This is a genomic window from Pontibacter sp. H249 (assembly GCF_037892465.1).
Classification (GTDB): domain Bacteria; phylum Bacteroidota; class Bacteroidia; order Cytophagales; family Hymenobacteraceae; genus Pontibacter.
Genome location: NZ_JBBKTR010000003.1, coordinates 228011 through 251846 on the forward strand (window position 1 = coordinate 228011; position 23836 = coordinate 251846).

General features: G+C 44.6%; 21 protein-coding genes. 6 read left to right on the forward strand and 15 right to left on the reverse strand.

Annotated elements, in window-relative coordinates:
* Nucleotides 1-99: 99 nt before the first annotated feature.
* Nucleotides 100-609: a cupin domain-containing protein gene (locus tag WG943_RS05790; protein ID WP_340407410.1), complete on the reverse strand. Its 510-nt coding sequence runs from the start codon at nucleotides 607-609 to the stop codon at nucleotides 100-102.
* Between the two features lie 120 nt (nucleotides 610-729).
* On the opposite strand from WG943_RS05790, the gene WG943_RS05795 reads away from it, so the two are divergent.
* The gene (locus WG943_RS05795) at nucleotides 730-1518 is read left to right on the forward strand and encodes a PhzF family phenazine biosynthesis protein (protein ID WP_340407411.1); all 789 of its coding nucleotides are present in this window, start codon (nucleotides 730-732) and stop codon (nucleotides 1516-1518) included.
* Nucleotides 1519-1564: 46 nt separating this feature from the next.
* Here WG943_RS05795 and WG943_RS05800 read toward each other — a convergent pair whose 3' ends face one another.
* The 6 genes from WG943_RS05800 to WG943_RS05825 form a co-directional block, all read right to left on the reverse strand.
* Complete coding sequence (locus WG943_RS05800; RefSeq protein WP_340407412.1) at nucleotides 1565-2248, reverse strand: TetR/AcrR family transcriptional regulator; 684 nt, start codon at nucleotides 2246-2248, stop codon at nucleotides 1565-1567.
* Nucleotides 2223-2894, reverse strand: coding sequence for a carbonic anhydrase family protein (locus WG943_RS05805; protein ID WP_340407414.1), 672 nt, complete (start codon nucleotides 2892-2894; stop codon nucleotides 2223-2225). Before WG943_RS05805 ends, WG943_RS05800 begins: the two co-directional genes overlap by 26 nt.
* 19 nt (nucleotides 2895-2913) lie before the next feature.
* Nucleotides 2914-4476 carry a SulP family inorganic anion transporter gene (locus WG943_RS05810; protein WP_340407415.1) on the reverse strand — a complete coding sequence of 521 codons (1563 nt, stop codon included), beginning with the start codon at nucleotides 4474-4476 and terminating at the stop codon, nucleotides 2914-2916.
* Between the two features lie 222 nt (nucleotides 4477-4698).
* Nucleotides 4699-6456 (reverse strand): M14 family metallopeptidase, encoded by a 1758-nt coding sequence (locus tag WG943_RS05815; RefSeq protein WP_340407417.1) that lies wholly within the window; start codon nucleotides 6454-6456, stop codon nucleotides 4699-4701.
* A 259-nt stretch (nucleotides 6457-6715) separates the two neighbouring features.
* Nucleotides 6716-7159, reverse strand: a complete 444-nt coding sequence (locus tag WG943_RS05820; RefSeq protein WP_340407418.1) for a DoxX family protein — start codon at nucleotides 7157-7159, stop codon at nucleotides 6716-6718.
* Between the two features lie 40 nt (nucleotides 7160-7199).
* Nucleotides 7200-7814, reverse strand: coding sequence for a mechanosensitive ion channel protein MscS (locus WG943_RS05825; RefSeq protein ID WP_340407420.1), 615 nt, complete (start codon nucleotides 7812-7814; stop codon nucleotides 7200-7202).
* Nucleotides 7815-7926: 112 nt separating this feature from the next.
* Between WG943_RS05825 and surE the strand changes: the two genes are divergently transcribed.
* Nucleotides 7927-8703 (forward strand): 5'/3'-nucleotidase SurE, encoded by a 777-nt coding sequence (surE, locus tag WG943_RS05830; protein ID WP_340407422.1) that lies wholly within the window; start codon nucleotides 7927-7929, stop codon nucleotides 8701-8703.
* A gap of 64 nt (nucleotides 8704-8767) precedes the next feature.
* Here the strand turns inward: surE and WG943_RS05835 are convergent, their stop codons facing one another.
* The 8 genes from WG943_RS05835 to WG943_RS05870 all read right to left on the reverse strand — a co-directional run bounded on the left by WG943_RS05835 (nucleotide 8768) and on the right by WG943_RS05870 (nucleotide 18605).
* Nucleotides 8768-9247: a hypothetical protein gene (locus tag WG943_RS05835; RefSeq protein ID WP_340407424.1), complete on the reverse strand. Its 480-nt coding sequence runs from the start codon at nucleotides 9245-9247 to the stop codon at nucleotides 8768-8770.
* 32 nt (nucleotides 9248-9279) lie between these two features.
* Complete coding sequence (locus WG943_RS05840) at nucleotides 9280-10548, reverse strand: TonB family protein (RefSeq protein WP_340407426.1); 1269 nt, start codon at nucleotides 10546-10548, stop codon at nucleotides 9280-9282.
* A gap of 96 nt (nucleotides 10549-10644) precedes the next feature.
* Complete coding sequence (locus tag WG943_RS05845) at nucleotides 10645-12036, reverse strand: M56 family metallopeptidase (protein ID WP_340407428.1); 1392 nt, start codon at nucleotides 12034-12036, stop codon at nucleotides 10645-10647.
* Nucleotides 12020-12418, reverse strand: coding sequence for a BlaI/MecI/CopY family transcriptional regulator (locus tag WG943_RS05850; protein WP_340407430.1), 399 nt, complete (start codon nucleotides 12416-12418; stop codon nucleotides 12020-12022). Before WG943_RS05850 ends, WG943_RS05845 begins: the two co-directional genes overlap by 17 nt.
* 142 nt (nucleotides 12419-12560) lie before the next feature.
* Nucleotides 12561-13925 (reverse strand): RagB/SusD family nutrient uptake outer membrane protein, encoded by a 1365-nt coding sequence (locus tag WG943_RS05855; protein WP_340407431.1) that lies wholly within the window; start codon nucleotides 13923-13925, stop codon nucleotides 12561-12563.
* 21 nt (nucleotides 13926-13946) lie between these two features.
* The gene (locus WG943_RS05860) at nucleotides 13947-17021 is read right to left on the reverse strand and encodes a SusC/RagA family TonB-linked outer membrane protein (RefSeq protein WP_340407432.1); all 3075 of its coding nucleotides are present in this window, start codon (nucleotides 17019-17021) and stop codon (nucleotides 13947-13949) included.
* A gap of 339 nt (nucleotides 17022-17360) precedes the next feature.
* Nucleotides 17361-17951 carry a histidine phosphatase family protein gene (locus WG943_RS05865; protein WP_340407434.1) on the reverse strand — a complete coding sequence of 197 codons (591 nt, stop codon included), beginning with the start codon at nucleotides 17949-17951 and terminating at the stop codon, nucleotides 17361-17363.
* Nucleotides 17952-18005: 54 nt separating this feature from the next.
* Nucleotides 18006-18605, reverse strand: coding sequence for a GNAT family N-acetyltransferase (locus WG943_RS05870; protein WP_340407435.1), 600 nt, complete (start codon nucleotides 18603-18605; stop codon nucleotides 18006-18008).
* Between the two features lie 264 nt (nucleotides 18606-18869).
* Between WG943_RS05870 and WG943_RS05875 the strand changes: the two genes are divergently transcribed.
* Genes WG943_RS05875 through WG943_RS05890 form a run of 4 tightly spaced genes read left to right on the forward strand, consistent with a single transcriptional unit; the run spans nucleotide 18870 to nucleotide 23835 of the window.
* Nucleotides 18870-19574, forward strand: coding sequence for an SDR family oxidoreductase (locus tag WG943_RS05875; RefSeq protein ID WP_340407437.1), 705 nt, complete (start codon nucleotides 18870-18872; stop codon nucleotides 19572-19574).
* A gap of 24 nt (nucleotides 19575-19598) precedes the next feature.
* A complete protein-coding gene (locus WG943_RS05880) occupies nucleotides 19599-20717 on the forward strand; it encodes an NAD-dependent epimerase/dehydratase family protein (protein ID WP_340407438.1) in 1119 nt (372 codons plus the stop codon).
* Between the two features lie 48 nt (nucleotides 20718-20765).
* Nucleotides 20766-22823: a GDP-mannose 4,6-dehydratase gene (locus WG943_RS05885; protein WP_340407439.1), complete on the forward strand. Its 2058-nt coding sequence runs from the start codon at nucleotides 20766-20768 to the stop codon at nucleotides 22821-22823.
* A gap of 1 nt (nucleotide 22824) precedes the next feature.
* On the forward strand, nucleotides 22825-23835 hold the full coding sequence (locus tag WG943_RS05890; protein ID WP_340407441.1) for an MDR/zinc-dependent alcohol dehydrogenase-like family protein: 1011 nt from the start codon (nucleotides 22825-22827) through the stop codon (nucleotides 23833-23835).
* The last annotated feature ends 1 nt before the right edge of the window (nucleotide 23836 follow it).

Genomic DNA, 23836 nt, shown 5'->3' on the forward strand with positions numbered 1-23836 from the left:
GATAATGTAAAGCTTATTGGTTTGCTCTCTAAAAGCAAATATAGGCATACCTGTTTGAAATATCAGAGCGGAGTAATCGCATAAGTTTATACTTAGGCATTAGTGCCAGATGTGCATCAAAGGGCCGTCTACTCCAGCTATAGGATCGTGGGTAGGCAGTGGTACTTTGGCTATGTTTCTGACTTTTGCTGCCATGTCGTCTTTTTCAGTGCAGATGTCGTAGTTTTCCTGACCTTTTGGGTAGGCACCTACTATTTTAAAATCTGAGGAGGAGCTTAAGAGGCAGTGGCCGGTACCAGCTGGTAACACTACCACATCGCCGGCTTCTAGGTTAAATAATTCACCTGATGGCCCTCCAAGTATAACTTTTGCTGAGCCAGCGGCTACTCCCAACACCTCATGCGATTTGCTGTGGTAGTGGTGGTAATCAAACACGCCATTTATCCAGGTGCCGTGCCAGTTGTTCTGCTCAAACACCTGCTTAAACTTATCTGCTAACTTACTCTCGGCTGCCATAGCTTGCGGGTAATAAAGCACAGGCAAAGTAGGGTTGTTGGGAATCTGCTGTCCTGGCTGTAGCTTGTGTTGGCTTACGTTCACTTTACTCATAGTATAAGATGTGTTGTTGTTTATACTTGTAGTGGGTAGAGGAGGTTTAGGTGTATTACTTCGTATTATTTCGCTATTTTGCAGAAGCCTGTACAGGTAAAAAATCATACTTTAACACCTATGCCAAAATTAAAACTATATCAGATAGATGCCTTCACCGAGAAGGTTTTTGGTGGCAATCCTGCTGCTGTTTGTGTACTTGATAAGTGGCTGGATGAAGCCGTTATGCAAAGTATAGCCACCGAAAACAACTTAGCAGAAACTGCTTTTGTAGTGCCCGTTGATGATGCTTATGAAATCAGGTGGTTTACGCCAACCGTAGAAGTAGACCTTTGCGGACATGCCACACTGGCAGCTGCTTATGTGCTATTTAAATACTACAACCATCCAACTGATAAGATTACACTGGAATCGCGTAACAGTGGACAATTAGCTGTTAGCAGAAACGGAGAAGAATTGACGCTCGATTTTCCGGTTGATTCGCTTTCCGAAATCGAAACGCCAGAGGTGTTAGTAGAGGCATTAGGCAAAGCACCGATAGCCGCTTTTAAAGGTAAAACAGATTTTATGCTCCTGTTTCCGGCGCATCAGGATATAGAGAAATTAAACCCGGACTTCAGGCTGATAGAAAGTGCAGGTGGCAGAGGAGTGATTGTTACAGCACCCGGAAACGAAGTAGATTTTGTATCACGGTTCTTCTGCCCGAATGTAGGTATAAACGAAGACCCGGTAACCGGATCTGCACATACTACGCTCACGCCTTACTGGAGTCAGCGATTGGGCAAAGCTATACTTACGGCTAAACAACTTTCCAAGCGGCAGGGCAATCTAACCTGCGAACTTGCCGGAGATCGGGTAAAGATTACGGGTAAGGCTGTAACTTATTTAACCGGAGAGATAGAAGTATAAAAGCAGAAGCGCCACCCGAGAGGTGGCGCTTCTGCTTCATCAAAACTTATTGTTTTTCTATTGCTTTAAATACGAGGTCTGTCAGAAACTCCTCTAGCTGGTTTTGTTTTCCATTGTTGATGTTGGTTAACGATGGCAGGTGCTGAGAGAAGAATATCTGGTAATGGGCACTTTCAGCTACCGTGGAAACCAGTGAGTCCGGGTACTTGTAATCTGGGTTTATCTCCCGGATAATGGCGGCAATTCGCCTGCAAAGGCGCTTGTAGCTCAGGAAAAACCCCTCCTGGTTATCTGCGTCCACGCCTTTGGTAAGGTATGCCTTTGCCGACTCTGCCACTACTATGCGCTGTAGTACTACTTCATCCACATGAGCAAAATCCAGGTCGTTCTCGATCTCACCCGATAAAATGTGGATGGCGATTTTTAACCTTTCCTCAGCAGACGGAATGTTGCTGGTAGCAAACACCAACTTGTACTCCAGCCAGTTCCAGTACCACGAGATCAGGTATACCAGCAGCGTGTGCTTGCTTTCGAAGTACCTGTAAATAGTAGCTTCTGTTGTCCCGATTCTCTCAGCAAGTTTCTTAAAAGTAAACGCCTCAAGGCCCAGTTCATCAATTAAAAGTATACCATGCTGGATAATCTGCTGCCCCTTTTCTGAGCTTTCAGGATCCTTCAGGTATACTTTCTCATCAACCGTTATCTTAATGTTTGCCAGCAAGCTCTTCATTGGCTGTTTCTCCCATGTTAAATGTATGGTCGTAGAACTCAACGGCACCTGCTTCTACATCATACATGCCTCCGATAATGCCGATTTCGTTCTGCTTTATCATTTCTCTAAGTATGCTGCTCTTTTCCTGGATCTCATCAAGCATACGATGCACATTGGTCTCAGCTACTTTTTCCACGAACTCAGCGTTAGAAGAATTCTTGGCTCCGTCGGTTTCAACGGCGTTAACAGATGGCTCTATCTTTTTAACTAATCCGGTCAGGTTGCCCATTTCTACGTGGTCGCAGGCACCTTTAATGGCTCCGCACTTTGTATGGCCAAGCACTACAATCAGTTTTGATCCGGCTACTTTACAGGCAAACTCCATGCTGCCCAGTATATCTTCGTTTACAATGTTGCCTGCAATTCTGGCACTGAAAATGTCGCCTAGGCCTTGGTCGAAGATAAGCTCCGCAGAGGTTCTGGAGTCGATGCAGCTCAGGATTATAGCAAATGGGTGCTGCCCCTCAGATGTTTCGTTTACCTGCTGTAACAGGTTGCGGTTTGCTTTTAAGTTGTTAACAAAACGCTTGTTACCTTCAACTAGTATTTCTATAGCTTTCTGTGGAGTAAGCTGCGACTGTGTTTCTTTGGTCTGAGTTCTCATTTGTTATAGTTTAGTTGTTTTATACTTCTGTTCTTTCCCTTATCACTTTTTCCTCCGGCAGCTCGTGTATGGTAAGCCGAATATTTTTGGTGTGGGCAGTTTCTTTAAAGTCTTCGATCAGCTCCCTTACGTCGTGGTCAATAACAGCTGATTTGGTATAATCTATCTCTAGTTCGGCGCCTTCTGGCACTCTTCTAAGGGTTCTGAGAATATTACCTTTGTTCAGGAAGGTTACTTCTTCGGCAAGCACCATATGGTATTTGTCTTTTCCTTCGCGGGTTTTCTCCTTTTGCATGAAATGAGATACTTGGTAGCTATTCTTAAGTATAAAGAAGATAGCTACAGCCATGCCTATACCGATACCAGTTAACAGGTCGGTGAACACGATAGCCAGAATGGTTACTACGAATGGCAAAAACTGCATCATGCCGTTGCGGTACATACTCTTAAACAGCTCGGGCTTGGCTAGTTTATATCCTACCATTAAAAGTATGGCTGCAAGGCTAGCCAGCGGAATCATGTTCAGGATGTTTGGTATGGCAATTACGCAGACCAGAATAAGTATACCATGAATAAAAGCGGAAAGCTTGGTGCGACCACCGGATTGGATGTTAGCCGAACTACGAACGATTACTTGTGTAATTGGCAAACCACCGATTAAGCCAGATATAATGTTACCTATACCCTGTGCCTTTAGCTCACGGTTTGCAGGGCTTATGCGCTTGTAAGGGTCAAGTTTATCGGTTGCCTCCAGGCAAAGAAGCGTCTCAAGGCTGGCAACCACAGCAAGTGTACCTGCCAAGAAAATAACTTCGTAACTGAAAATTCGGCTAAAATCCGGCGCAGTAAACTGGGTTATAAATCCGCCAATACTATCGGCTACAGGTAGGGTTACCAGGTGGTTATCGCGAAGTACAAGCTGCGGGAAAGCATTCTGGAATACGATGTTCAGGCCAATACCCAGCAGTACTACCACCAGTGGGCCCTGTATAAGCTGAAATACTTTACCCTTTTTAACCAGCACCTGATCCCATAAAATAAGGATAGCCAGAGAAAGTACACTAATGATCAGCGCGGCAGGTGTAATGTAATTCAGCATGTTAAAGATGGCAGAGAATGTAGTGCCGCCCTGTGGCTCTATAAAATGCATGCTACCTTCAAAGTTCTCATCGTAGCCGAAGGCATGCGGGATTTGCTTCAGGATAATAATTACACCGATACCAGCCAGCATACCTTTAATAACTGAGGTAGGGAAGTAGTAGCCAATGTTACCAGCCTTTAAAAAGCCTAGTGCCAACTGTATTACACCAGCCAGAACCACTGCCGAAAGAAATACCTCAAAGCTGCCTAGATCCTGAATTGCGTGAAGCACAATTACAGCCAGACCTGCCGCCGGGCCACTAACGCCTAACTGCGAGCCACTGATCAGCGAGACTACAATACCGCCTACAATACCCGCTATAATTCCAGAAAAAAGTGGGGCACCAGATGCCATTGCAATACCCAAGCAAAGCGGCACTGCAACCAGGAATACGACAAGTCCTGCTGGTAAATCGTTTTTGATTTCTTTAATGCTGATCATAGATTCATGTTAAGAGTAATATTCCTTTTAACAATAGTAATACTATAGTGTTCCAAAGTAGAGCATATTTTTTGTAATCTACAACTATTCATTAGTTAAAGTAAACGGGCATTTAGAAGAAAAGTGCTATAGTAACAGGTACAGTAAGTATTTTGTTAGTGTAATTATGGAATAAAAAAAGCCACCTGATGAGGTGGCTTTTATACTTTATAGTTATTCCTTTTACAGAGGCAGTTTTACATCTTGCATTAGCCTTCCTACAGGATACATGTTGTGTGTAAACTCGTAGTGCGGTGTGTTACGGTACACAAAGTCTAGCTGGGCACGTGCGCTTTTTGCGAACTGTGGGTCCTGCTTCTTACGTTCATCAAGGCGTTTGCGCAGCTCCGGGTCTTTTTTCAAGTACTCTGCTGCCAGGTCTTCAAATACGTAGCTAGAGAAGTACTCTTTTTGCATCAGGATGGAATCGAAGAAGTTCCAGGCAAAGTATGAGTCTACGGCCTGTGGCTCCAGGGTTTCAACTAAAAAGCGGTTAGTCGGCTGGTTTAAGTAAATAACATAGTCGCCTTGCAGAAACTGACGCTGCATGGTGCGCTTTTCCACTTTTACATCGCTGTGCAGGTAGTGACCCTCGTAGGCACGCTGTCCGGTTTTGTAGTCGGTAATATAGTAAGCTTCTACCTGTAGCGTAGTGTCACGCTTTAGTTGCTTCATTTCTACTTTATCGGTTTTGAGGTGATCAATTACTTCGCGCCAGGCAAAAGGTATAATGTAAGCAACAGGTTTTTGTACAGAGGCAGTTGGTTTAAACTCATTGTAATAGTTCAGTTTGGTGTTGTACGGCGCCTTCTGGTCGTAATACAGGCGTTCCAGACCGCTAACCTCGCTTGGTTTATACTGTGCGGCATAGCCCAAGAAAGGAATCTGTTCCACTTTTGTAGTATCCAGTTGCCAGTTCAGGTGAAAGTTCTGCTGCGTGAGCGTTTCCTGCTTTGCTTTGGCTCTTAACTTGCCAATTTCATCTGCGTCGCGGTGTACAGTCTCAATCATGTTCTCCATCAGCTTATAAGTTGCCTGCACGCGCTGATTAAAGGGCTTTAGCATGTGAGTTTCCGGTACAAAACCAATAGTGTTGTACAGCGCAGTATAACCAGTGGCATAGCGTGGCGTTTCCATAAATCCAGTAATGCCTTTCTCTGGGGTTTCGCCAATGGTATTCATGTATGGCACCATCGGGAATTTGTCTTTCTGCATACCCTCGTACAGCGTTGGCAACATCTTTTGCTTTAGGTACCCAGCCAAGGTTGGGTTAAGCTTGTTGTGCTGTGTAGCGATCAGTGTCATCACGTGCTGGTAATCGGCTCCGTTAGAAGTATGGTTATCCATAAACACATCAGGGTCCCAGTCGCGGAAAATCAGGTGGAACAGCTCTGCATTGCGGGAGTCTGTTTTGATGTAATCGCGGTTAAGGTCGAGATTGCGGGCATTACCTCTGAAACCGTATTCTTCGGGTCCGTTCTGGTTTGTACGAGTGTGGCTGTTGCGGTTAAGCGAGCCACCAATGTTGTATACTGGTATGATGGCTAGTACCACATTATCCAACTGCTTGCGCTTCTTCTTATCCTGCAGGTAGTCGCGCACCAGCAGCATCGTAGCATCTATACCTTCCGGCTCTCCGGGGTGTATACCATTCTGAATAAGCAGCACGCGCTTGTTTTTTTGCCTGATGGAAGCTGGATCAAAACCCTTGTCTGTAGATACAACCACCAGGTGTAGCAGCCTGCCGGAGTCGGTGTAGCCGTAAGGCACCATCTTTACCTCGTCGTAAACCTTGTCGAGGGTGCGGTACCAGTCGATGGCCTCTTCGTAGGTGGCAGTCTGGTTGCCGTTGCCTTTTTCGTAGGGTGTTTTAAGGTCGGGGTTGCCTTGCGCCGGTGATCCTGTGCTCAGTAATGCCGCCAGTAGTAGGGTAGTTAGCATGTTTTAATTTAGGTGTTGGTAATGAGATTGTAATGTTAATTATTTCTGAGTAGAAATGGTAATGGAATCAGGATTTGCAGGGCTTTGATAGAAGACCATGTATCTCGGTTAGGTAAGTGCCAAAGCCAGGGGTAAAATAATGGGCAAGTAAGGCTGAGGAATTAAACCAACTTGATATGGTGATAAATTTTAAAGTGCAAACACAAAAAAAGCCTCAGCTTAACGTTAAGGCTTAAAAAAATCATATAACCAATAGTAGCTAACTGTAAACTCTTCTGCTCTTTTTGTCCGGGAAAAGGACTTTATCCAGGCTATACTTACCCGGACCGATAAAGAAAAGGGAAATGAAAAGTATGGCTGCTTCCAGGGCATGAGAATATCCCCCAAAACCATCGCCGGCAGTTATGTGCTTGGTTGTAGCTACTAGCATTGTTATAAACAAGAGCACACATACAGGCCGATAAAATAAACCTAACATGAGCAATAAACCACCTACTGTTTCGGCGAAGGCAGCCATAAATCCCCAGAAAACAGGCAAAAAATCCGCTCCGAACAAAGCCATACTTTTGCCGATCATCTCCCAACGTTCTGGCCCTCCAGCCAACTTAGGCCACCCGTGTAGTATGAACATAAATCCAATACCGACGCGCAGTAGCAGCAAACCGAAATTTTTATAAGAATAGCGTGATCGTAGAATTGCCATGAGAGCAATAATACAAATTCACCTTAAATATCACAACTTTCTAATATATTAAAATGCGCTTTACCAGTGTATTGGCCGGAACAGTTTCGGGTGTGTAGCTGGCAATACGGTTCTGAGGCAGCTCTGATGTGTCCAGCACAAAAGACATACCTGCTGTGTTAGACACTGCTACAAAGCCTCCGTCGGCTAATGTTACTGTACTAATGGGGTGCTGCTGTTGAACCTCACTGTATTTGGAACCAATGCCTATGCCTCTCGTCGTTTTAAACTCCGGGTGCATTACATTGATGCGCCATATATTGCAATTAGCTGTGCAGTTTTGCTCTATTAGTATACCCTTATCTTGGTTCTGTGGCTTTAGCAAGTAAGCTGTTGATTGGTTGCCTTCTTGCATAAGTGTGGTGTCGGTAATAGTATAGCCAGCTGGTATTTGGTTAAGCAAGCTGTCGATGGGTGCGCCTATTTCCAGTTCACCAACACGGTTTTCCTGAATTACAAAGGAGGCAGGGTCAGGGTTAATTGTATTTTGAGTGGTTTCTGTCATTGGGCCTACACTAGATTCGCCTACTTCGTCTTCTACATTTTCTTCTCGCTGCGAAAGGCAAGCGGCCATCCCAACACCTAAAAGTATTGCGTAAATTATATTTCTGATCATTATCATTTGCTTTATTTTATTGTTTAACCTTGATGCGCTATGCTAGGTTGTCGTATATTAGCACGAAATAAACATTCGTTTATTTTATTATACATCAACTAAAAATAGTAGTATGGCCAGACCTGTAATTTTAGTTTCGAACGACGACGGTATAACTGCACCCGGTATAAGAACGCTTGTAGAGGTTGCAATGGAAATAGGAGAAGTGATTGTTGTTGCTCCGGATGGACCGCAATCTGGTATGGGCCACGCCATTACAATCGGTAACACCCTCCGTTTAGATAAATCTATCGCTTTTGATGATCTTGACATAGAAGCCTACGAATGCTCCGGCACGCCAGCCGACTGCGTTAAATTAGCCAAGCATCATGTATTAAAAGATCGTAATCCGGATCTGGTGGTGAGTGGTATTAACCATGGCTCCAACTCAAGTATAAGTGTGCTGTACTCGGGCACCATGTCGGCGGCAATAGAGGCAGCTATAGAAGGGCTTCCTGCTATCGGCTTCTCGCTGTGCGACTATGGCCACGAAGCTGATTTCTCTCATACCAGGCCTTTTGTAAAGCAGATTATTGAGCAGGCACTGAAGCACCGTATACCAGACAATACAGCGCTAAATGTAAACTTACCGAAGAAAAGTGAAGAGGCTATAAAAGGTATAAAAGTATGCCGCCAGGCACGCGCTAAATGGCAGGAGGAGTTTGATGAACGCCTTGATCCCCGTAACCGCAAATACTATTGGATGACAGGCAGCTTCGTAAACTTTGATAAAGGAGAGGATACTGATGAGTGGGCGCTGGTTAACAATTACATTTCAGTAGTGCCTTGCCAGTTCGACATGACTGCTCACCATGCCATTGGCATACTTAACGAAGATTGGCAGTTTTAAAGTATAATACAGAAGTATATTGAAAGAGCCGTGGTTATATCAGCCACGGCTCTTTTAGCTATTACTACTTATCGCTATACTTGATAGGGCTGCATTGCGCAAAACCTTCATCAGCGGAGAGTGTAAACCTATTTTGTTGCACAAAGAGGTTCAGGAGGCGTTTAAATTCCTTCTCCTTTCCTTCTGCTAATTGGCCTGGCGGGAAATTGTATAGAAAGTAATCTACTTCACCCTCGGAGCTGAAGTAGATCCTGTTGAAGCACATAGTTTCCTTTTCCCAGTTAAAACTGTGGTTTTTTAGGAATGTGCCAAGTTCTCTCATAAATCTACGATAGGCTATTATCAGGCTTTCTTGCTCTTCCGGTGTTTTAAAAACAGCCAACTCCAACTCAGAATGTACTGCACTCTTATAGAGGCTATCTAACCGCTGAAAAGGAATTCCAAGCTTTTCTGCTTGCTCAAAAGTCATAGCTCTATCCTGACCAGTTGCAGTAAAGGCACACGTTACTACTAGTGTTAGCCATAGAATCATTAAATTCTTCATTTCTTGAGACGCTTGAAAGAGTAGATTCAAATTTACTTATACCTTGTTACCACTACATCGGGCTTCACATCTGATGCTGCTTCAGGCTTTTTCGTGCCGTCGTTTGTTACAAAGCGGAAGGTAAGGCTTTTAGTTACTGAAACAGGCTGACCATCTACCTTACCTGGAGTCCATTTATCTTCCATCAGTTTAAAAACTCTCCTTAGCTCTTCAAAAAGCAGAAACTCATCTTCTTTGCTTATGTTCTGACCAACTATCATTAGTGGTGCTAGCAAAGAGCCATCTTCTCTTATTACAATGTTGGTTTTAAAATCTCCCTCAAAAGTCATGTCTTTTGGGTAGCGGAGGTTCTTTGCCAGAAACTTATTTAACGGACCTCCCTGAAGTGTCGGTTTAACATCAACCTCGTCTGATGTGTAAAAAGGTTTGGTATACTTTGTCATACTTGGCGCTGGTAATGCCTGTTCGGTTGCTTTGGCAGTTGCACCTAAAAATTGTACCGGCATTATAATCTCTGATGGCATAGGAGCTCCGTTTTTAAGCGCTGGCTCCCAGTTGCCGGAGGTGGCTTTTACTGCTGCAACAGCTGCCTCTGACAACTTTGCAAGTATGGCTTTATTTTGTAGGCTAAAGGTAGAGGCATCCATATAGTCAAGATCAGAGTCTGGCCCTACGGTTTTCTTTAGTTTGGTACCATCCAGCCTGATATTGGACACATTACCTTCTTTATCAACGTAAAACTTAATATTAACCCGTGCATTCAGGTTTTCCTGCTTCGCTTCGGCTGGCAATGTCAGGTGATTGCTCATGGCTTTTAGCATAGCATCCTGGCCGCCTTTATATTTAGGCATCTGATTAGCTACAGCAGCAGTTGACGCTCTTTCAGATTCGCTAAGTGCAAACCTGATTGGCAATGTATACTTTACCCGAACCGGCTTGTCATTCTGCATGCCAGCTGTCCATTTGCCGCTCATAAGCTGTACTACACGAATGGCTTCTTCATCGGTGCCCTTGCCTAGCTTCTTTAATGGCTGTACCCCTGTTATAGTACCGTCTGTCTCTACAACAAAGCTAACTACAACCAGGCCTTCCAAGCCGAAGTTACGAGCCTCAGCAGGATATTTAATGTTACTGCCAAGAAACTCCAGCAAGGCTTTATCACCACCCTGGAATTTAGGCATCTGCTCTACATACGCAAAAGGCTCCTTTTTACTTTGAGCCAGGGCAGCAGGTGCCGATGCTACGGCAAAGCTTATTAAGGCTGCTGCGGTTAGTCTGGTAAGTGTTTTATTTAGTTTCATGGTTTGTTTGTTTATAGTTTGGTAAAGGCAATACAATTCTGGTTCGGCTTTTTAAGGGCCGAAAATGGTAAGCGGTTTATTAAAAAGTATACTTAATTAATTTTTGATAGCAAAACGTACCGGCATAGTATAGCGCACTGGTACAGCTTTTCCATTCTGTATTCCTGGGTACCAGCTGCCATTCATACTTTCTACTACACGTAAGGCCTCGGCGTCTGTACTTTCATCTAATGATTTTAATACCTGAAAATCAGACAAGGAACCGTCACGGTCTACTACAAAGCTAATCACTACTAATCCTTCAGTGCCGGCATCCTGAGAAGCTTTTGGGTAGCGGATATTTTTAGCAAGGTATTTCAACATTTCCCGCTCACCACCTTTAAATCTAGGCATCCGCTCTACGTAATTAAAGGGTTTTTCAGTGTCTGTATCCATACTTTGAGCTGCTTCTGCTCGATTATCGACTGGTAGCGGGTTTTTAGCTGTAGGCTTGCGTATGTCGGCTTGCGCGGTTACAGGTTTGTCTGTAGATATGGCTGATTTAGCTTTTTCAGCTGGCGCTGGATTTTCCTTTTGTGTTAGTTGGTCTATTAAGGTGGCCTGCGCCTCTACCTGTTGTGCCGAGAAAATAAATGTTAAGCCTGCAACAAGCGGCAGTGCCAGCAGTGGCCGTACCCAACCTGGTTTGTTGTTTTGCTGTAGCATTTGCAGGCGCTTTAATACCTGTGGCTTTTGGAAGTAGTTTCCCACCGGCAATCCCATGTTCAGAAGCGCTTCTTTCGAAAGTAAAGCACTATAACTGTGTAGCTGGAATGTATGCGTTACACGGGCATCGGCTTGATACTCATGCACGTCCCTTAACTCTTGTTTTAAGAGCCAGATAACAGGGTTTGCCCAAAGTATAGCCGTTAGCAATTCATAGTATAGTACATCCCAGGTGTGCCGTAATTTTATGTGTGCCAGCTCATGGGCCATCACCTGCTCTTGGTCAGCTTTGCTAAGATGCGTGTGTTTACCCAAGAATATACTATTACCAAAGGCAAAGGTGGATAATTGCTCCGGGAGTTGGTATACTTTAACTCCGTGCTGCTTAAATTGAGCCGGTGCTGCCTCTGATTTTACTATTTGTAGCTGCCAAAGCTGCTTTGCCAGTTTAAAAAACATTAGCAGTACACCAAATGCATAAGCAAGTGAAACGTAAAGGGCAGGAGAGATGGTACTTGCTTTACTGGCCTTACCTGTGCCATAAGCTGTAACTGTAACCTCTGTAAGTTGTATAGCCTGTAAAGCCTCGCCGATAGCGTTTTCCGGAGCCAGGGCAACAGGCCATTTTAACAAAGGTAGTGCCAGCGCTATTACAGGTGCCAAAAGTATGTATAGCCTATTAAATACAAAGCTGTTTTGATTGCGCAGAAGGGCGTAGTAGAAAAGGTAAAGCACCAGCAGTACTATGACCGATTTTAAAATGTAGCTAATTGTTAGTTCCATCTTTATCCTCCTTCTTATCGGTGTTTATGTCTTTTCGTACGTGCTGCATTAGCTGGTCAAGTTCCTGCACATTCAGGTTGTTGTCTTTGGCAAAAAAAGAAACCAGCTTTTCGAAAGAACCTCCAAAGTAACCGGACATAAAGCTTTTCAGGAAATCGCTTTTATACTTGTCCTGCGGCACAAGCGGGAAATACTGGTGTGATTTACCGAAGGCCTCATGACCTACAAAGCCTTTGGTTTCTAAAATGCGGACAATGGTAGAAACTGTATTATAGGCTGGTTTGGGTTCTGGCAACTGCTCCAGTATATCGCGTACAAAAGCCCGTTCTAATTTCCACAACACTTGCATTATCTCTTCTTCCGCTCTTGTTAACTCTTTCATAGTATGGTTATTAAATTGGTAATACCAATATAAAACTAAATACTTAGTATTAAAACTAAAAGTTTAGTTTATTTTGATGATTAATAAAAAAAGCGCCTCCCAATTACTGGGAGGCGCTTTTTTTATTTAGTAAAACTATGGATTAGTATCCAGGGTTTTGAGGAGCCAGATTAGGATTTACCTCAATCTGCTGCAGTGGAATTGGCCACAGGTTACGGAACGCCTCTTCATCGCAGAAACCTAGCACTTCGCAAGTAAGGTTGTAGCGTTTCAGGTCCGTAAAGCGAAGGCCTTCGCCTATAAACTCTAAACGGCGCTGCTCCAAAATTTCTGTAAGAGCCTGAGCATTTGTTAATACAAGGAGTGGATCAAGATTAACTCTTTCTCTAATTTCGTTAATATCAGAGATAACTTGAGGAGCCGCTGGTAAAGCTGCTGCACCTTGTCTTGCTCTTGCTTCTGCACGTATCAGGTACATTTCAGCTAAACGGATGATAATCACGTTATCAGCATTGTTAGCGATGTCCTCATACTTTAAAAGTCTACGGCGTGAGCTCTGAATACGTGTAGTGGCTTCAAAACGCTCGTCGCCATTCTCTGCAGATGCCTCTAATGCAGCATAAGCATCAGCTCTTAAGTAAAACTTTTGTCCCGCAGAAGTCGGATCAGATGCTGTGCCTAAGCTATTTGCATCATTCAGTGTAAAATCCAGTTCGAAGATAGACTCTACATTAGAAATACCTTCGTTTGTGTACAGGTCACCGAAGTTATTTACTAAAGCGAATGCATCGCTCTCAATAACTTGATCTGCTTTTGCTTCAGCCTGTGCATTGTTGCCACGCTGTAGCTGTACACGCGCCTGTAGCGCAGCTGCTGCTAAACCAGATGCACGTCTTGGGTCTCTTCTAGCAGTTGTGCCAAGTAAAGACTCTGCCTGCTGCAGGTCAGCGATAACGTTATCATAAACCTGGCTAACCGGCGTTTTACCCAACACCTGTATTTCTTCTATAGTAGTAGTTGGCGTTGTAATATAAGGGATATCACCAAAAACCTTTACTAAGTCAAAATGAACCAGTCCTCTGATGAAGAGCATTTCGCCTTTAATCTGGTTACGCTGCTCATCAGTAATGTTTGTTAAACGATCAGCATCGCGGATTACAATGTTAGCGCGGTTAATAGCGCTATACATGGTTGCCCAAGTACTGGAAAGCTGAAGGTTAGATGCATTGATACGGCGTGCAGACACTTCACGATCTGTTGTAAAAGTACCTGTATGTGCTAAGTTATCTGCATAAACATCCTGATACAGCAGGTAGCGAAAACCATAATAGTTGTCAGACTGCATGATACTGTATGTACCAAGGGCAGAACGGTTAAGGGTAGTGAAGTCAATTACAGCGCCTTCTGCCTCAATGGCTGTAGTTGGCTCTACGTCAAGCACGTCGTCGCAGGCAGTAAATGAGCCCATGCTTAGTGCTGCTAATAATATAATCGAATATTTTTTCATGATTGCTTTTCCTTTTGTTCGTTAGAAACCTACGTTAACACCAAAAGTGATTGTGCGAGTCTGCGGGAAAGTATAGAAGTCAACACCTAAAGTAGTGTTTGATGTACCGGCAAAGTTAACTTCTGGGTCAAAACCTGGGTAATCTGTAAAGGTAAATAGGTTCTGAGCTTGTGCATATACACGCAGGCTTCTCATTTTCAGGCGCTCTGTAACAGATGTTGGTAGCGAGTAACCAAGAATCACGTTCTTAACACGCAGGTAAGAGCCATCGTAGATAAATCTTGAAGAGTTGCTACGGTTGTTGTTGTTCAGGTCGTCTACAGTAGCACGTGGAATGTCTGTAATGTCACCTTCCTGCTGCCAACGGTCTCTAACCAATGAAAGCATGTTGTCGTCCAGGAAGTCGTTGCCAAGGTGCTGCTGGTACTGGTGTGCAGGGTTGGCAATGTCATTGCCTTGAGAGAACTGCAGGAAGATGTTCAGATCAAAGCCTTTGTAGCGGAAGTTATTTGTTAAACCACCAACAAACTTAGGCTGTGCGCTGCCAATAATGGTCAGGTCATCATCTGTAATTGTACCGTCGTTGTTCACGTCAACAAATCTGACATCACCGGCCTGTGTACCTTGTGCTGCAATGGTGCTTGGAATCTCGTCAGTTGTGCTATACACCCCATCAGATTTGAAGCCATAGAAAGTACCGATAGGCTCGCCTTCGCGCAGTACCAGTGAGTTACCACCGAAACCGTAGAAAATGTCCTGACCTTCGTACAGTTCCAGCACTTTGTTTCTGTTAAACGCGATGTTGAAGTCTGTTGTCCAGTTAAAACCATTGTCTCTGTTATCGATGTTTACAGTGTTAATAGCTAATTCAAAACCTTTGTTCTCTACTGAGCCAATGTTAGACTGGTAGCCACCATATCCAATTTGAGTAGGTGTTGGACGGAAGAACAATAGATCATTTGTCTTTTTGATGTAATAGTCAGCAGCAATGTTTAAACGGTTATTGAAGAAACCTAAATCGGCACCTACGTTAAACTGCTGTGTTTCTTCCCACTTCAAGTCAGGGTTAGGGATCTGAGTTGGTCCGATACCGGGCTGATCCTGATAGTTAGAACCTACATACAAAGCTTGGTATGCAAAATCAGGAATACCTTGGTTACCTGTAATACCATAAGAAGCACGTAGCTTCAGTTCACTCATGAAATCAAGGCCAGACATAAAGTCCTCTTCAATAACTCTCCAACCAGCTGAAACTGATGGGAAGTAACCAAAGCGGTTTTCCTCACCAAAACGAGTAGAACCGTCGGCACGGAAGTTGATACCTAGTAAGTATCTGTCTTGGAAGTTATAGTTAACACGGCCAAAGTATGAGAGCAACGCGTTATCTACTACTGCGTTAGAACCTGAGTTTACGCGCGCAGCACTAGCTACATAACGGAAACGCTCACCAGGGAAACCAACACCTGTTACGAAAGCAGACTTTCTTCTGTCCTGCTCAGTACTTGCGCCAATTACACCTGAAATGCTGTGCACATCGTTGAAAGTTTTGTTGTAGCTGGCTGTAGTCTCTAGCAAAAGCTTGGTTACTGTAGCAGTTGCATTTGTGGCAGAACCACCTACCGATGTAGCAGAAGAGCCTGGATAATTAGTAGGAGTATAACGGCGCTCATCAACGTTAAGAGCGTCAATACCACCCTTCACCTGAATATCCAATCCTGGAAGAACTGTATAACGTGCAAATGCATTACCGATAGCACGAAGGTTCTGAGTTATATCGTCGTTTTCGGTGCCTTCTGCTACAGGGTTAGTGTAGAAGTAGTTAGGGCGTGTATACTCTTTTGTTGTCTCGTCGTAGTAAATTGGGAAGATTGGAGATGCAGCCAAAGAGTTTGCAAACGGACCATAAAGTGTGTTATCACTTACAATACGGTTGTTGTCTGAGCGGCTAAGTTGTACACTTGTACCAATCGTAAATTTATCTGAAGCCTGGTGGTCCAGGTTAAGACGAGAAGAATAACGCTCGTAACGGCTACCGATTACGATACCTTTTTGATCAAAATAGCTACCAGACAGATAGTATCTTGTTTTTGCATCGCCACCGCTTAAAGAGACTTCATAGTTGCTGATACCAGCATCTCTGGTTACGGCATCAATCCAGTCTGTATCTGTTGGCTCGAAGTCAACGCCTCCGTAATAAAAGTCTAAGAAGTCATTAAATGTGGCATCAGCTGGCAAATAACCATCATTCTTATAAGCCTCTAGCATAATTTCGCTATACTCATTAGCATTCAAGAAATCAGGCTTTTTCCACATGCTCTGGGTACCAGTGTATGCGTTAAAGTTGATTTGTGTTTTGCGTGCAGAACCACGTTTTGTAGTAATAAGAACAACACCGTTAGCTGCACGTGAACCGTAAATAGCTGCCGCTGAAGCATCTTTCAAAACGTCGATAGACTCGATGTCGTTCGGGTTCAGGTCAGAGATAGCGTTTACAGACTGGCCACCATAACCTAACTGAGAATAGTCACCTGAAGTAAGCGGAACGCCGTCAACTACATACAGTGGTTGGTTGCTGGCAGAAATTGATGATGAACCACGCACACGTACGCTGATGCCACCACCTGGCGTACCAGAGTTCTGAGAAATCTGTACACCGGCTGCACGACCTTGCAGAGCTTGGTCAACACCAACTACTGGTAAGTTTTGAATTGTTTCTGAAGTTACTTTGGATGTCGCGCCTGTTACCTCGCGGCGATCCTGTGTACCGTAACCAACTACAACAACTTCCTGCAACAGTTTCTGGTCAGCTTCAAGTGCTACGTTAATTGTAGATCTTCCACTTACAGGAACCTCCTGCGTTGTCATTCCAATAAAACGGAAAACCAATGTTGCGTTTGGTTGTACATTTAATCGGTAATCACCGTCGACGCCGGTAGTAATACCATTGGTAGTGCCTTTCTCAAGAACAGTAACGCCAGGCAAAGCTTGTCCGTTAGCTGCTGAGGTTACCCTACCCGTAACTGTTTGAGCCTGTGCCCATGCGCCGTTAACCAGCACAAAGATCAGCAGAAAGCTCAATAGTAAACCTTTCTTCATGTGTTTGTGAATTTTGGTGGATAAATGGATAAAAAAATACAACTGAGAGTTGTTATTTCTCAAAGAATAACTGCAATATAGCTATTTTGTAATACAGCTGCTGCATCTTTTGAGACTAATATATAATAAACGTGATAATGGAATGTTTAAAAAGAAGAGAAATATTTTAACATCTGCAAAGAGCCGATCGAATTTAGCTAGTATAAAATTTGCTAACATAAAGCGTACATAAGGGTTATCCTTTATACTAAAAAATTAAGTTAAAGTTGCAGTGTGTGGGTGTTAAAAGCATGTTTTTTTAATGTAATCTTAATTTAGTGTACACTAATTTAATTTAACCTACTGCTGGAACAGTGTAACAGAGAGATAGCCATGACCTTCGTCCAAGGTTTTGTGCCAGCCCATCTGCTCCAGTTCCTTCCTGATAAAATTGTTTAATAATCCGTGTGCAACAAGAACTGTAGTTTGGTTTAAGTGTGCATCAGTGGCTAAGGTTTCAGCGCATTGCCGTGCACGATGCTTTGCCTCTTTAAATGTTTCGATGTCTCTGTTGTTAAAGCCCATGAACCATAGAACCCGTGCACTCACCAGCCACAATTTGATGGGCAGCTTTATGAGTGGCAGTGAGAAAATCCTACGTTCAAATTCCCGGAAAACGTTGTCAACTTTAAGCTGTACTTTATCGCCAAAAATAGCCTTAGCTGTGAGCTGTGAGCGCGGGAGTGTGCTACAATATACTGTGTCAACATCGTTATAGGGCAGGGTTTCATGCTCCAGTATAAAGTTTTCAACGGCAGCAGCATCGTAATCTGTAATATACTGCTTCGCGGCAGCATTGCTGAAGAACCCACTTTTAGGCAGATCAGGGCGCGCGTGCCTGATTAGGAAAATGCGCTTTGGTAGTGCAGACTTATTTATAGAAGCTTCCACATGAAACAGGTAAAAAGTTTGAACACTTTATACGTATACTTTTACCGGTTTTAGTTACTTGATTTGCTGTGCAAGAAGATCTTTGAAGAAAGTATACTTTATATTTTTCCACTCAGGCCTAAGAATGCTGTAGTAGATGGTGTCGCGGCGGCGACCATCATGCATTAAAGTATGGCTGCGCAAAACACCCTCTTCAGTTGCACCTATTTTTAGCATCGCCTTTCTGGAGCGCATATTTAATACATCGGTTTTCAGCTCCACTCTTTCATACTTAAGTTTTTCGAAAGCGTACTGCAGCAGCAGAAATTTGCAATGCCTGTTCAGGCCGGTTCCTTTGTAATCTTTGCCTAGCCAGGTCCAGCCAATTTCCAGGCGTTTATCATTATCAGAGACATTGCCGTAACTGGTGCTGCCGGCTATTTTGCCACTGGCTTTGTTAACGATTATTAAAGTATAACGTGTACCTGTTTTGTAGCCCAGTTCTGCTGTTTTTTGCCAAGCCTCAAATTCCTGTTGAGTACTAACCTTAGTAGGCATCAGGCGCCAGGTATCTTCATCAAATATGATTTCGTGTAATTGCGGTGCGTCAGAAGGATGGAATTTACGGAGCAACACATGGCTGTTTTCTAGTACAATATCAGTAGTGAAATTCATAGTATATGCGATCTGGGTTATGTTGCAAATGTAAATATTTAGAACCTAGAAAATCAGTTGTACTTAGTGTAATGTTTGAGCCTGTTTGACCTTTATTTTCCATTTTAAGACACATCATAGTCTGAGTTAAATTAATAATTAGTAGAGATTTATTTAGTAGATCTGCAGCATCAACAACCCCATTTATAACTCCTACGTTGTACTTAATCAAGTATGATATAAAGTAGATTAATATTATAAATAATAGTAAAATTTTGCTTAAATGTGCAGCAACTGGAGGGGAAAAAAGCAGTAGTAAGCGGCGGCGGCTCAGGTATCGGGCAGGCTATTGTGAACAAGCTTGCAGCCTGCCAGATTAGCACCGCTATTGCTGACTTATACATACCTCCTGACCTACCATCCAACACGCACCCTTTTATCTGCGATGTAACAACAGCACCCAACATAAATGCACTCTATGCGGGAGTGCAGGAAAAGCTAGGTACACCCACTATACTTATTTGCAGCGCCGGCCGTGGAATACACGAAAAGCTAACAGAAGGCGACCCTGAAAAATGGCAACAGATAATCAACATTAACCTGATGGGCACTTTGCGTATGATTCGTGCTTTTGTGCCAGCCATGATGCAGGCTGGAGAAGGGGATGTCATATTAATTTCCTCGGTGGCTGCCGGTAAGAGCTTTGAGTATGGTGGCGTATATGCCGCTACAAAAACTGCATTGGAGGTTATCGCCGAAACCTTAAGGTTAGAGGTGATGCCGAAAGTACGGGTAACAATAGTGGCACCAGGTGTGACCGATACAGCTTTTTTTAAGAACACTGTTTCAGGATTTCATGCGGCAGAAGACATTGGCTATGGTGCGCTTTCTGCCGAGGCTGTCGCAGATGCTGTAATTTATGCTTTAAAGCAACCGCACCATGTGTCGGTAAACAATGTAACCATAAGGCCTACAACCCAGCCTTTTTAACTATAGAAAACAAACAGCTTAATTATGGAGAACAGAGTTTTGATCACAGGCGGAGCCGGCTTCATCGGCTCTCATCTAGCAGACGAATTAATTAAGCAGGGATACAGTGTCAGGGCATTTGACAACCTGAGTGAGCAGGTGCATGGGAAAGATTGTATCCGGCCAGAGTACCTGAACCCGGAGGTGGAGTTAATGATAGGTGATGTACGCAACGCAGAAGCTGTGACCCGAGCTCTGGAAGGAGTAGATTATGTGTTTCACCTGGCGGCCATGGTTGGAGTTGGGCAGAGCATGTATGAAATACGAGAGTATACTGACGTGAACAACATGGGTACAGCGGTTCTGTTGGAGGCCTTGATCAAAAACCCCGTGAAAAAACTGGTGTTAGCCAGCAGCATGAGCATCTACGGCGAAGGTCTGTACCAGACACCTGAGGGTGAACTTGCTAGTGTTCCAGAGCGCGGGCTGGAGCAATTAAAGGCTGCGGATTGGGAATTGTACAACGAGCAGGGGCAAAAACTACAGCCAGTACCTACATCAGAATCTAAAACACCATGCCTGTCTTCGGTTTACGCCCTATCCAAGTATGACCAGGAGCGCCTTTGCCTGATGGTGGGCCGAGCTTACAATATTCCTACTGTGGCGCTACGCTTCTTTAATGTGTATGGTACACGCCAGGCGCTCTCTAATCCTTATACTGGTGTGCTGGCCATTTTTGCCTCCAGTCTCCTAAACAACAACTCCCCGATGATTTTTGAAGATGGTTACCAGCAGCGCGATTTTGTGCATGTGCGTGACGTAGCTTTGGCTTGCCGATTAGCGATGGAAAAAGAGGAGGCAGCCGGAAAAGTGTTTAACGTAGGCAGCGGCAACAACTATACGATCCGGGATATTGCCAACAGGCTGGCTACCGTGATGAGTAAACCACACTTGGCGCCCGACATAACAGGCAAGTATAGAGTTGGTGATATCCGCCATTGTTACGCAGATATTTCCATGGCAAATGAAGTGCTGGGCTTTTCCCCACAGGTAGAGTTCAATGCCGGATTAGGGGAGCTGGCACAATGGCTGGAAGGGCAGATAGCCTACGATAGAGTGAGCGAAGCAAGCGCCGAACTAGCCGCACGTGGCCTCACAGTTTAATCATCTATAAAACATCAGCACCCATTTCAGACAAAGTATTTCATAACCATGAAAGAAGATATAGCTATTGATAACAAGCGACCTTTACCTGTAGTGGGGTTGGTAGAGTGGTTTAGACCCGGGGAGTATGAGCACGTAAAGCAGGTTCTGGCCGACCTGAAAGAGTTAGGCGTAGCAGAGCTGCGCACCGGTGTATCCTGGGCCGATTATTACACCACAGAAGGCAAAGACTGGTACGACTGGCTGATTCCCACGCTGGCAAAAGAGGTAAACATACTTCCCTGCTTTTTGTATACACCGCCAAGTATAGGCGAAAAACCCCGCACGTCATCTCCGCCAAAAGATAAAAAAGCCTATGCAGATTTCCTGGATGTGTTCATTGCCCGCCACGGTGAGCATTTTGAGTGGGTAGAACTCTGGAACGAACCAAACAACCAAGTAGAGTATGATTTTACCCACGACTATGGCTGGATTAAGTTTGCCCAAATGATAGGAGGGGCTGCCTACTGGTGCAAACAGCGTGGCAAGAAAACATTGCTGGGCGGCATGAGCCCAATAGACCCCAACTGGCTGCAGGTAATGTTTGAGCGGGGCGTAATGCAGCACATTGATGCCGTAGGTATACACGGCTTCCCGTATGTGTTCGACCAGATGTGGGACGGTTGGGAAGAGAATATAAAAGCTGTGCGTGAGGTGATGGACCGGCATAATTGCAAAGCAGAACTCTGGATTACAGAAGCTGGCTTTTCTACCTGGCAGCACGACGAGTATAAGCAACTACAAGAGTTTATAGAGGTGCTAAAGGCTGATGCCAGCAGGGTATACTGGTATGGCGTAACAGATCTGAACCAGAGCCTGCCAACTGTAGCCGGTTACCACCTTGATAATAGAGAGTATTATTTCGGACTCAGACGTGCCGATGGTACATCTAAACTATTGTATCGCCTGTGGGCCAAGCATGGCATCGGAAAGCTGGATCAGTTGGAATACATTAAGCGCACCATTTCAGACAATACCGAACCTTATACTTTAATAACCGGAGGCGCCGGCTTTGCAGGCACAAACCTGGCCAAGCGACTGCTGGAACAGGGCAAACGCGTAATGATATTCGATAGCCTATGCCGCGATGGTGTGGAGCAAAACCTGCAGTGGCTGCACGAGAACTACGGCGAGCTGTTGGAGGTATATATTGGCGATATTCGTGACCGGCAGGCGGTACGCATGGTGGTGAAGAAAGCGGAGCAGGTATTCCATTTTGCTGCACAAGTAGCTGTTACTACTTCGCTTGAACTTCCGATCAATGACTTTGAGATAAATGCACGTGGCATCATCAATGTGCTTGAAGCGATCAGGGAGCAGGACAGCCCGCCGCCATTGGTGTTTACTTCTACAAACAAAGTATACGGAGGCCTCAAAGACTTGAAATTTCTTTCCAACGGGTCACGCTATTCTCCTGAGGACAGCAAGATAAAAAAGTATGGCATTTCAGAAGAGCGCCATCTTGATTTCCATAGCCCGTACGGTTGCTCTAAAGGTGCCGCCGACCAGTATGTAATAGATTATGCCCGCACCTATAACCTGCCGATGACGGTGTTCCGGATGAGCTGCATTTACGGTCCGCACCAGTACGGCAACGAAGATCAGGGTTGGGTAGCACACTTTGCCATAAAGGCCATTGAAGGCAATCAGGTAAACATTTACGGCGATGGCAAGCAGGTGCGCGATATCTTATTCGTAGAGGATCTCGTAGATGCATTCCTGTTGGCCCAGAAGCACATGCCAAGTATAAAAGGGCAGGTCTTTAATATTGGCGGAGGCCCTGATAACACAGTAAGTCTGCTGGAGTTGCTTAAGACCATTAGCCGCTACCGTGGCGAATCTGTCCCGCTTAAGTTCTGCGATTGGAGACCCGGCGACCAGCATTATTATGTTTCCGACAATCGTAAATTCCAGAAGGCTACTGGCTGGTATGCCAAGCACAATGTACAGGAAGGAGTTGCCAAGCTTTATCAGTGGCTTTGCGAAAACCGAGGAGTAGAGGTGCCTGGAAGTATCCTAAAAATAGAGAAAGAATCTGAAATCCTTAACAAAGTAGCTGTAGCATAATATGCAAGACACACTTACTACAGAAGATAGAGCTGTAAACACTGCGCCACAAAATACTATGAGAGCTGCTGTAGTTGCGGCTCCTAAAAGTATAGAAGTACAGGAGGTAACTCTGCCGGAGCCCCAGAAAGGACAGGTTCGCCTGCGCCTGGAGGGCTGCGGTCTCTGTGCCTCCAGTATTCCGCTATGGGAAGGCCGCGAGTGGTTCAATTACCCGGTGGCTGCCGGTAATCCCGGTCACGAAGGTTGGGGTGTTGTGGATGCCGTAGGCGAAGGTGTTGAAAATATGAAACCAGGCGATAGAGTAGCAGCCTTATCGTATAATTCTTTTGCTGAGTATGACCTGGCAGATGCTGATAAAGTAGTAAAACTGCCAGATACGTTGGCTGGCAAACCGTTTCCGGGGGAGCCCTTGGGTTGTGCCATGAATATCTTTAAACGCAGCGATATCAGCGCCGGCCAAACAGTAGCCATACTTGGAATTGGTTTTCTGGGGGCGCTACTGGTGCAACTTGCAAAAAATGCCGGCGCAAAAGTAATTGCCATCTCACAAAGAGACTTCTCGCTGGATGTGGCTAAAGAATGCGGTGCCGATGAAGTGGTTAAAATGGATGACCATTACAAAATTATCGAAAAAGTGAAGGAACTGACCAACGGAAAGTTCTGTGAACGCGTAGTAGAGTGCACCGGAAAAGAATGGCCTTTAAACCTGGCTGGCGAGCTATGCACTGAACGCGGCAAACTCATCATCGCCGGCTTCCATCAGGATGGCATGCGACAGGTAAACATTCAACTCTGGAACTGGCGCGGGCTTGATGTGATCAATGCTCATGAGCGCGACCCTCAAATATATATACAAGGTATTAAAGATGCCGTGAAGGCAGTAGAGCAAGGCACTATCAACCCTGACAAGCTTTACACCCATACTTATACTTTAAATGACATAAATAAAGGATTCGGGCAGCTAACGCAGCGCCCCGACGGCTTCGTGAAAGCCCTGATAATATACTAAA

Coding starts and splice junctions, on each gene's coding strand:
- WG943_RS05790 (WP_340407410.1), bottom strand. CDS start 609: ATGAGTAAAGTGAACGTAAGCCAACACAAGCTACAGCCAGGACAGCAG.
- WG943_RS05795 (WP_340407411.1), top strand. CDS start 730: ATGCCAAAATTAAAACTATATCAGATAGATGCCTTCACCGAGAAGGTT.
- WG943_RS05800 (WP_340407412.1), bottom strand. CDS start 2,248: ATGAAGAGCTTGCTGGCAAACATTAAGATAACGGTTGATGAGAAAGTA.
- WG943_RS05805 (WP_340407414.1), bottom strand. CDS start 2,894: ATGAGAACTCAGACCAAAGAAACACAGTCGCAGCTTACTCCACAGAAA.
- WG943_RS05810 (WP_340407415.1), bottom strand. CDS start 4,476: ATGATCAGCATTAAAGAAATCAAAAACGATTTACCAGCAGGACTTGTC.
- WG943_RS05815 (WP_340407417.1), bottom strand. CDS start 6,456: ATGCTAACTACCCTACTACTGGCGGCATTACTGAGCACAGGATCACCG.
- WG943_RS05820 (WP_340407418.1), bottom strand. CDS start 7,159: ATGGCAATTCTACGATCACGCTATTCTTATAAAAATTTCGGTTTGCTG.
- WG943_RS05825 (WP_340407420.1), bottom strand. CDS start 7,814: ATGATCAGAAATATAATTTACGCAATACTTTTAGGTGTTGGGATGGCC.
- surE (WP_340407422.1), top strand. CDS start 7,927: ATGGCCAGACCTGTAATTTTAGTTTCGAACGACGACGGTATAACTGCA.
- WG943_RS05835 (WP_340407424.1), bottom strand. CDS start 9,247: ATGAAGAATTTAATGATTCTATGGCTAACACTAGTAGTAACGTGTGCC.
- WG943_RS05840 (WP_340407426.1), bottom strand. CDS start 10,548: ATGAAACTAAATAAAACACTTACCAGACTAACCGCAGCAGCCTTAATA.
- WG943_RS05845 (WP_340407428.1), bottom strand. CDS start 12,036: ATGGAACTAACAATTAGCTACATTTTAAAATCGGTCATAGTACTGCTG.
- WG943_RS05850 (WP_340407430.1), bottom strand. CDS start 12,418: ATGAAAGAGTTAACAAGAGCGGAAGAAGAGATAATGCAAGTGTTGTGG.
- WG943_RS05855 (WP_340407431.1), bottom strand. CDS start 13,925: ATGAAAAAATATTCGATTATATTATTAGCAGCACTAAGCATGGGCTCA.
- WG943_RS05860 (WP_340407432.1), bottom strand. CDS start 17,021: ATGAAGAAAGGTTTACTATTGAGCTTTCTGCTGATCTTTGTGCTGGTT.
- WG943_RS05870 (WP_340407435.1), bottom strand. CDS start 18,605: ATGAATTTCACTACTGATATTGTACTAGAAAACAGCCATGTGTTGCTC.
- WG943_RS05880 (WP_340407438.1), top strand. CDS start 19,599: ATGGAGAACAGAGTTTTGATCACAGGCGGAGCCGGCTTCATCGGCTCT.
- WG943_RS05885 (WP_340407439.1), top strand. CDS start 20,766: ATGAAAGAAGATATAGCTATTGATAACAAGCGACCTTTACCTGTAGTG.
- WG943_RS05890 (WP_340407441.1), top strand. CDS start 22,825: ATGCAAGACACACTTACTACAGAAGATAGAGCTGTAAACACTGCGCCA.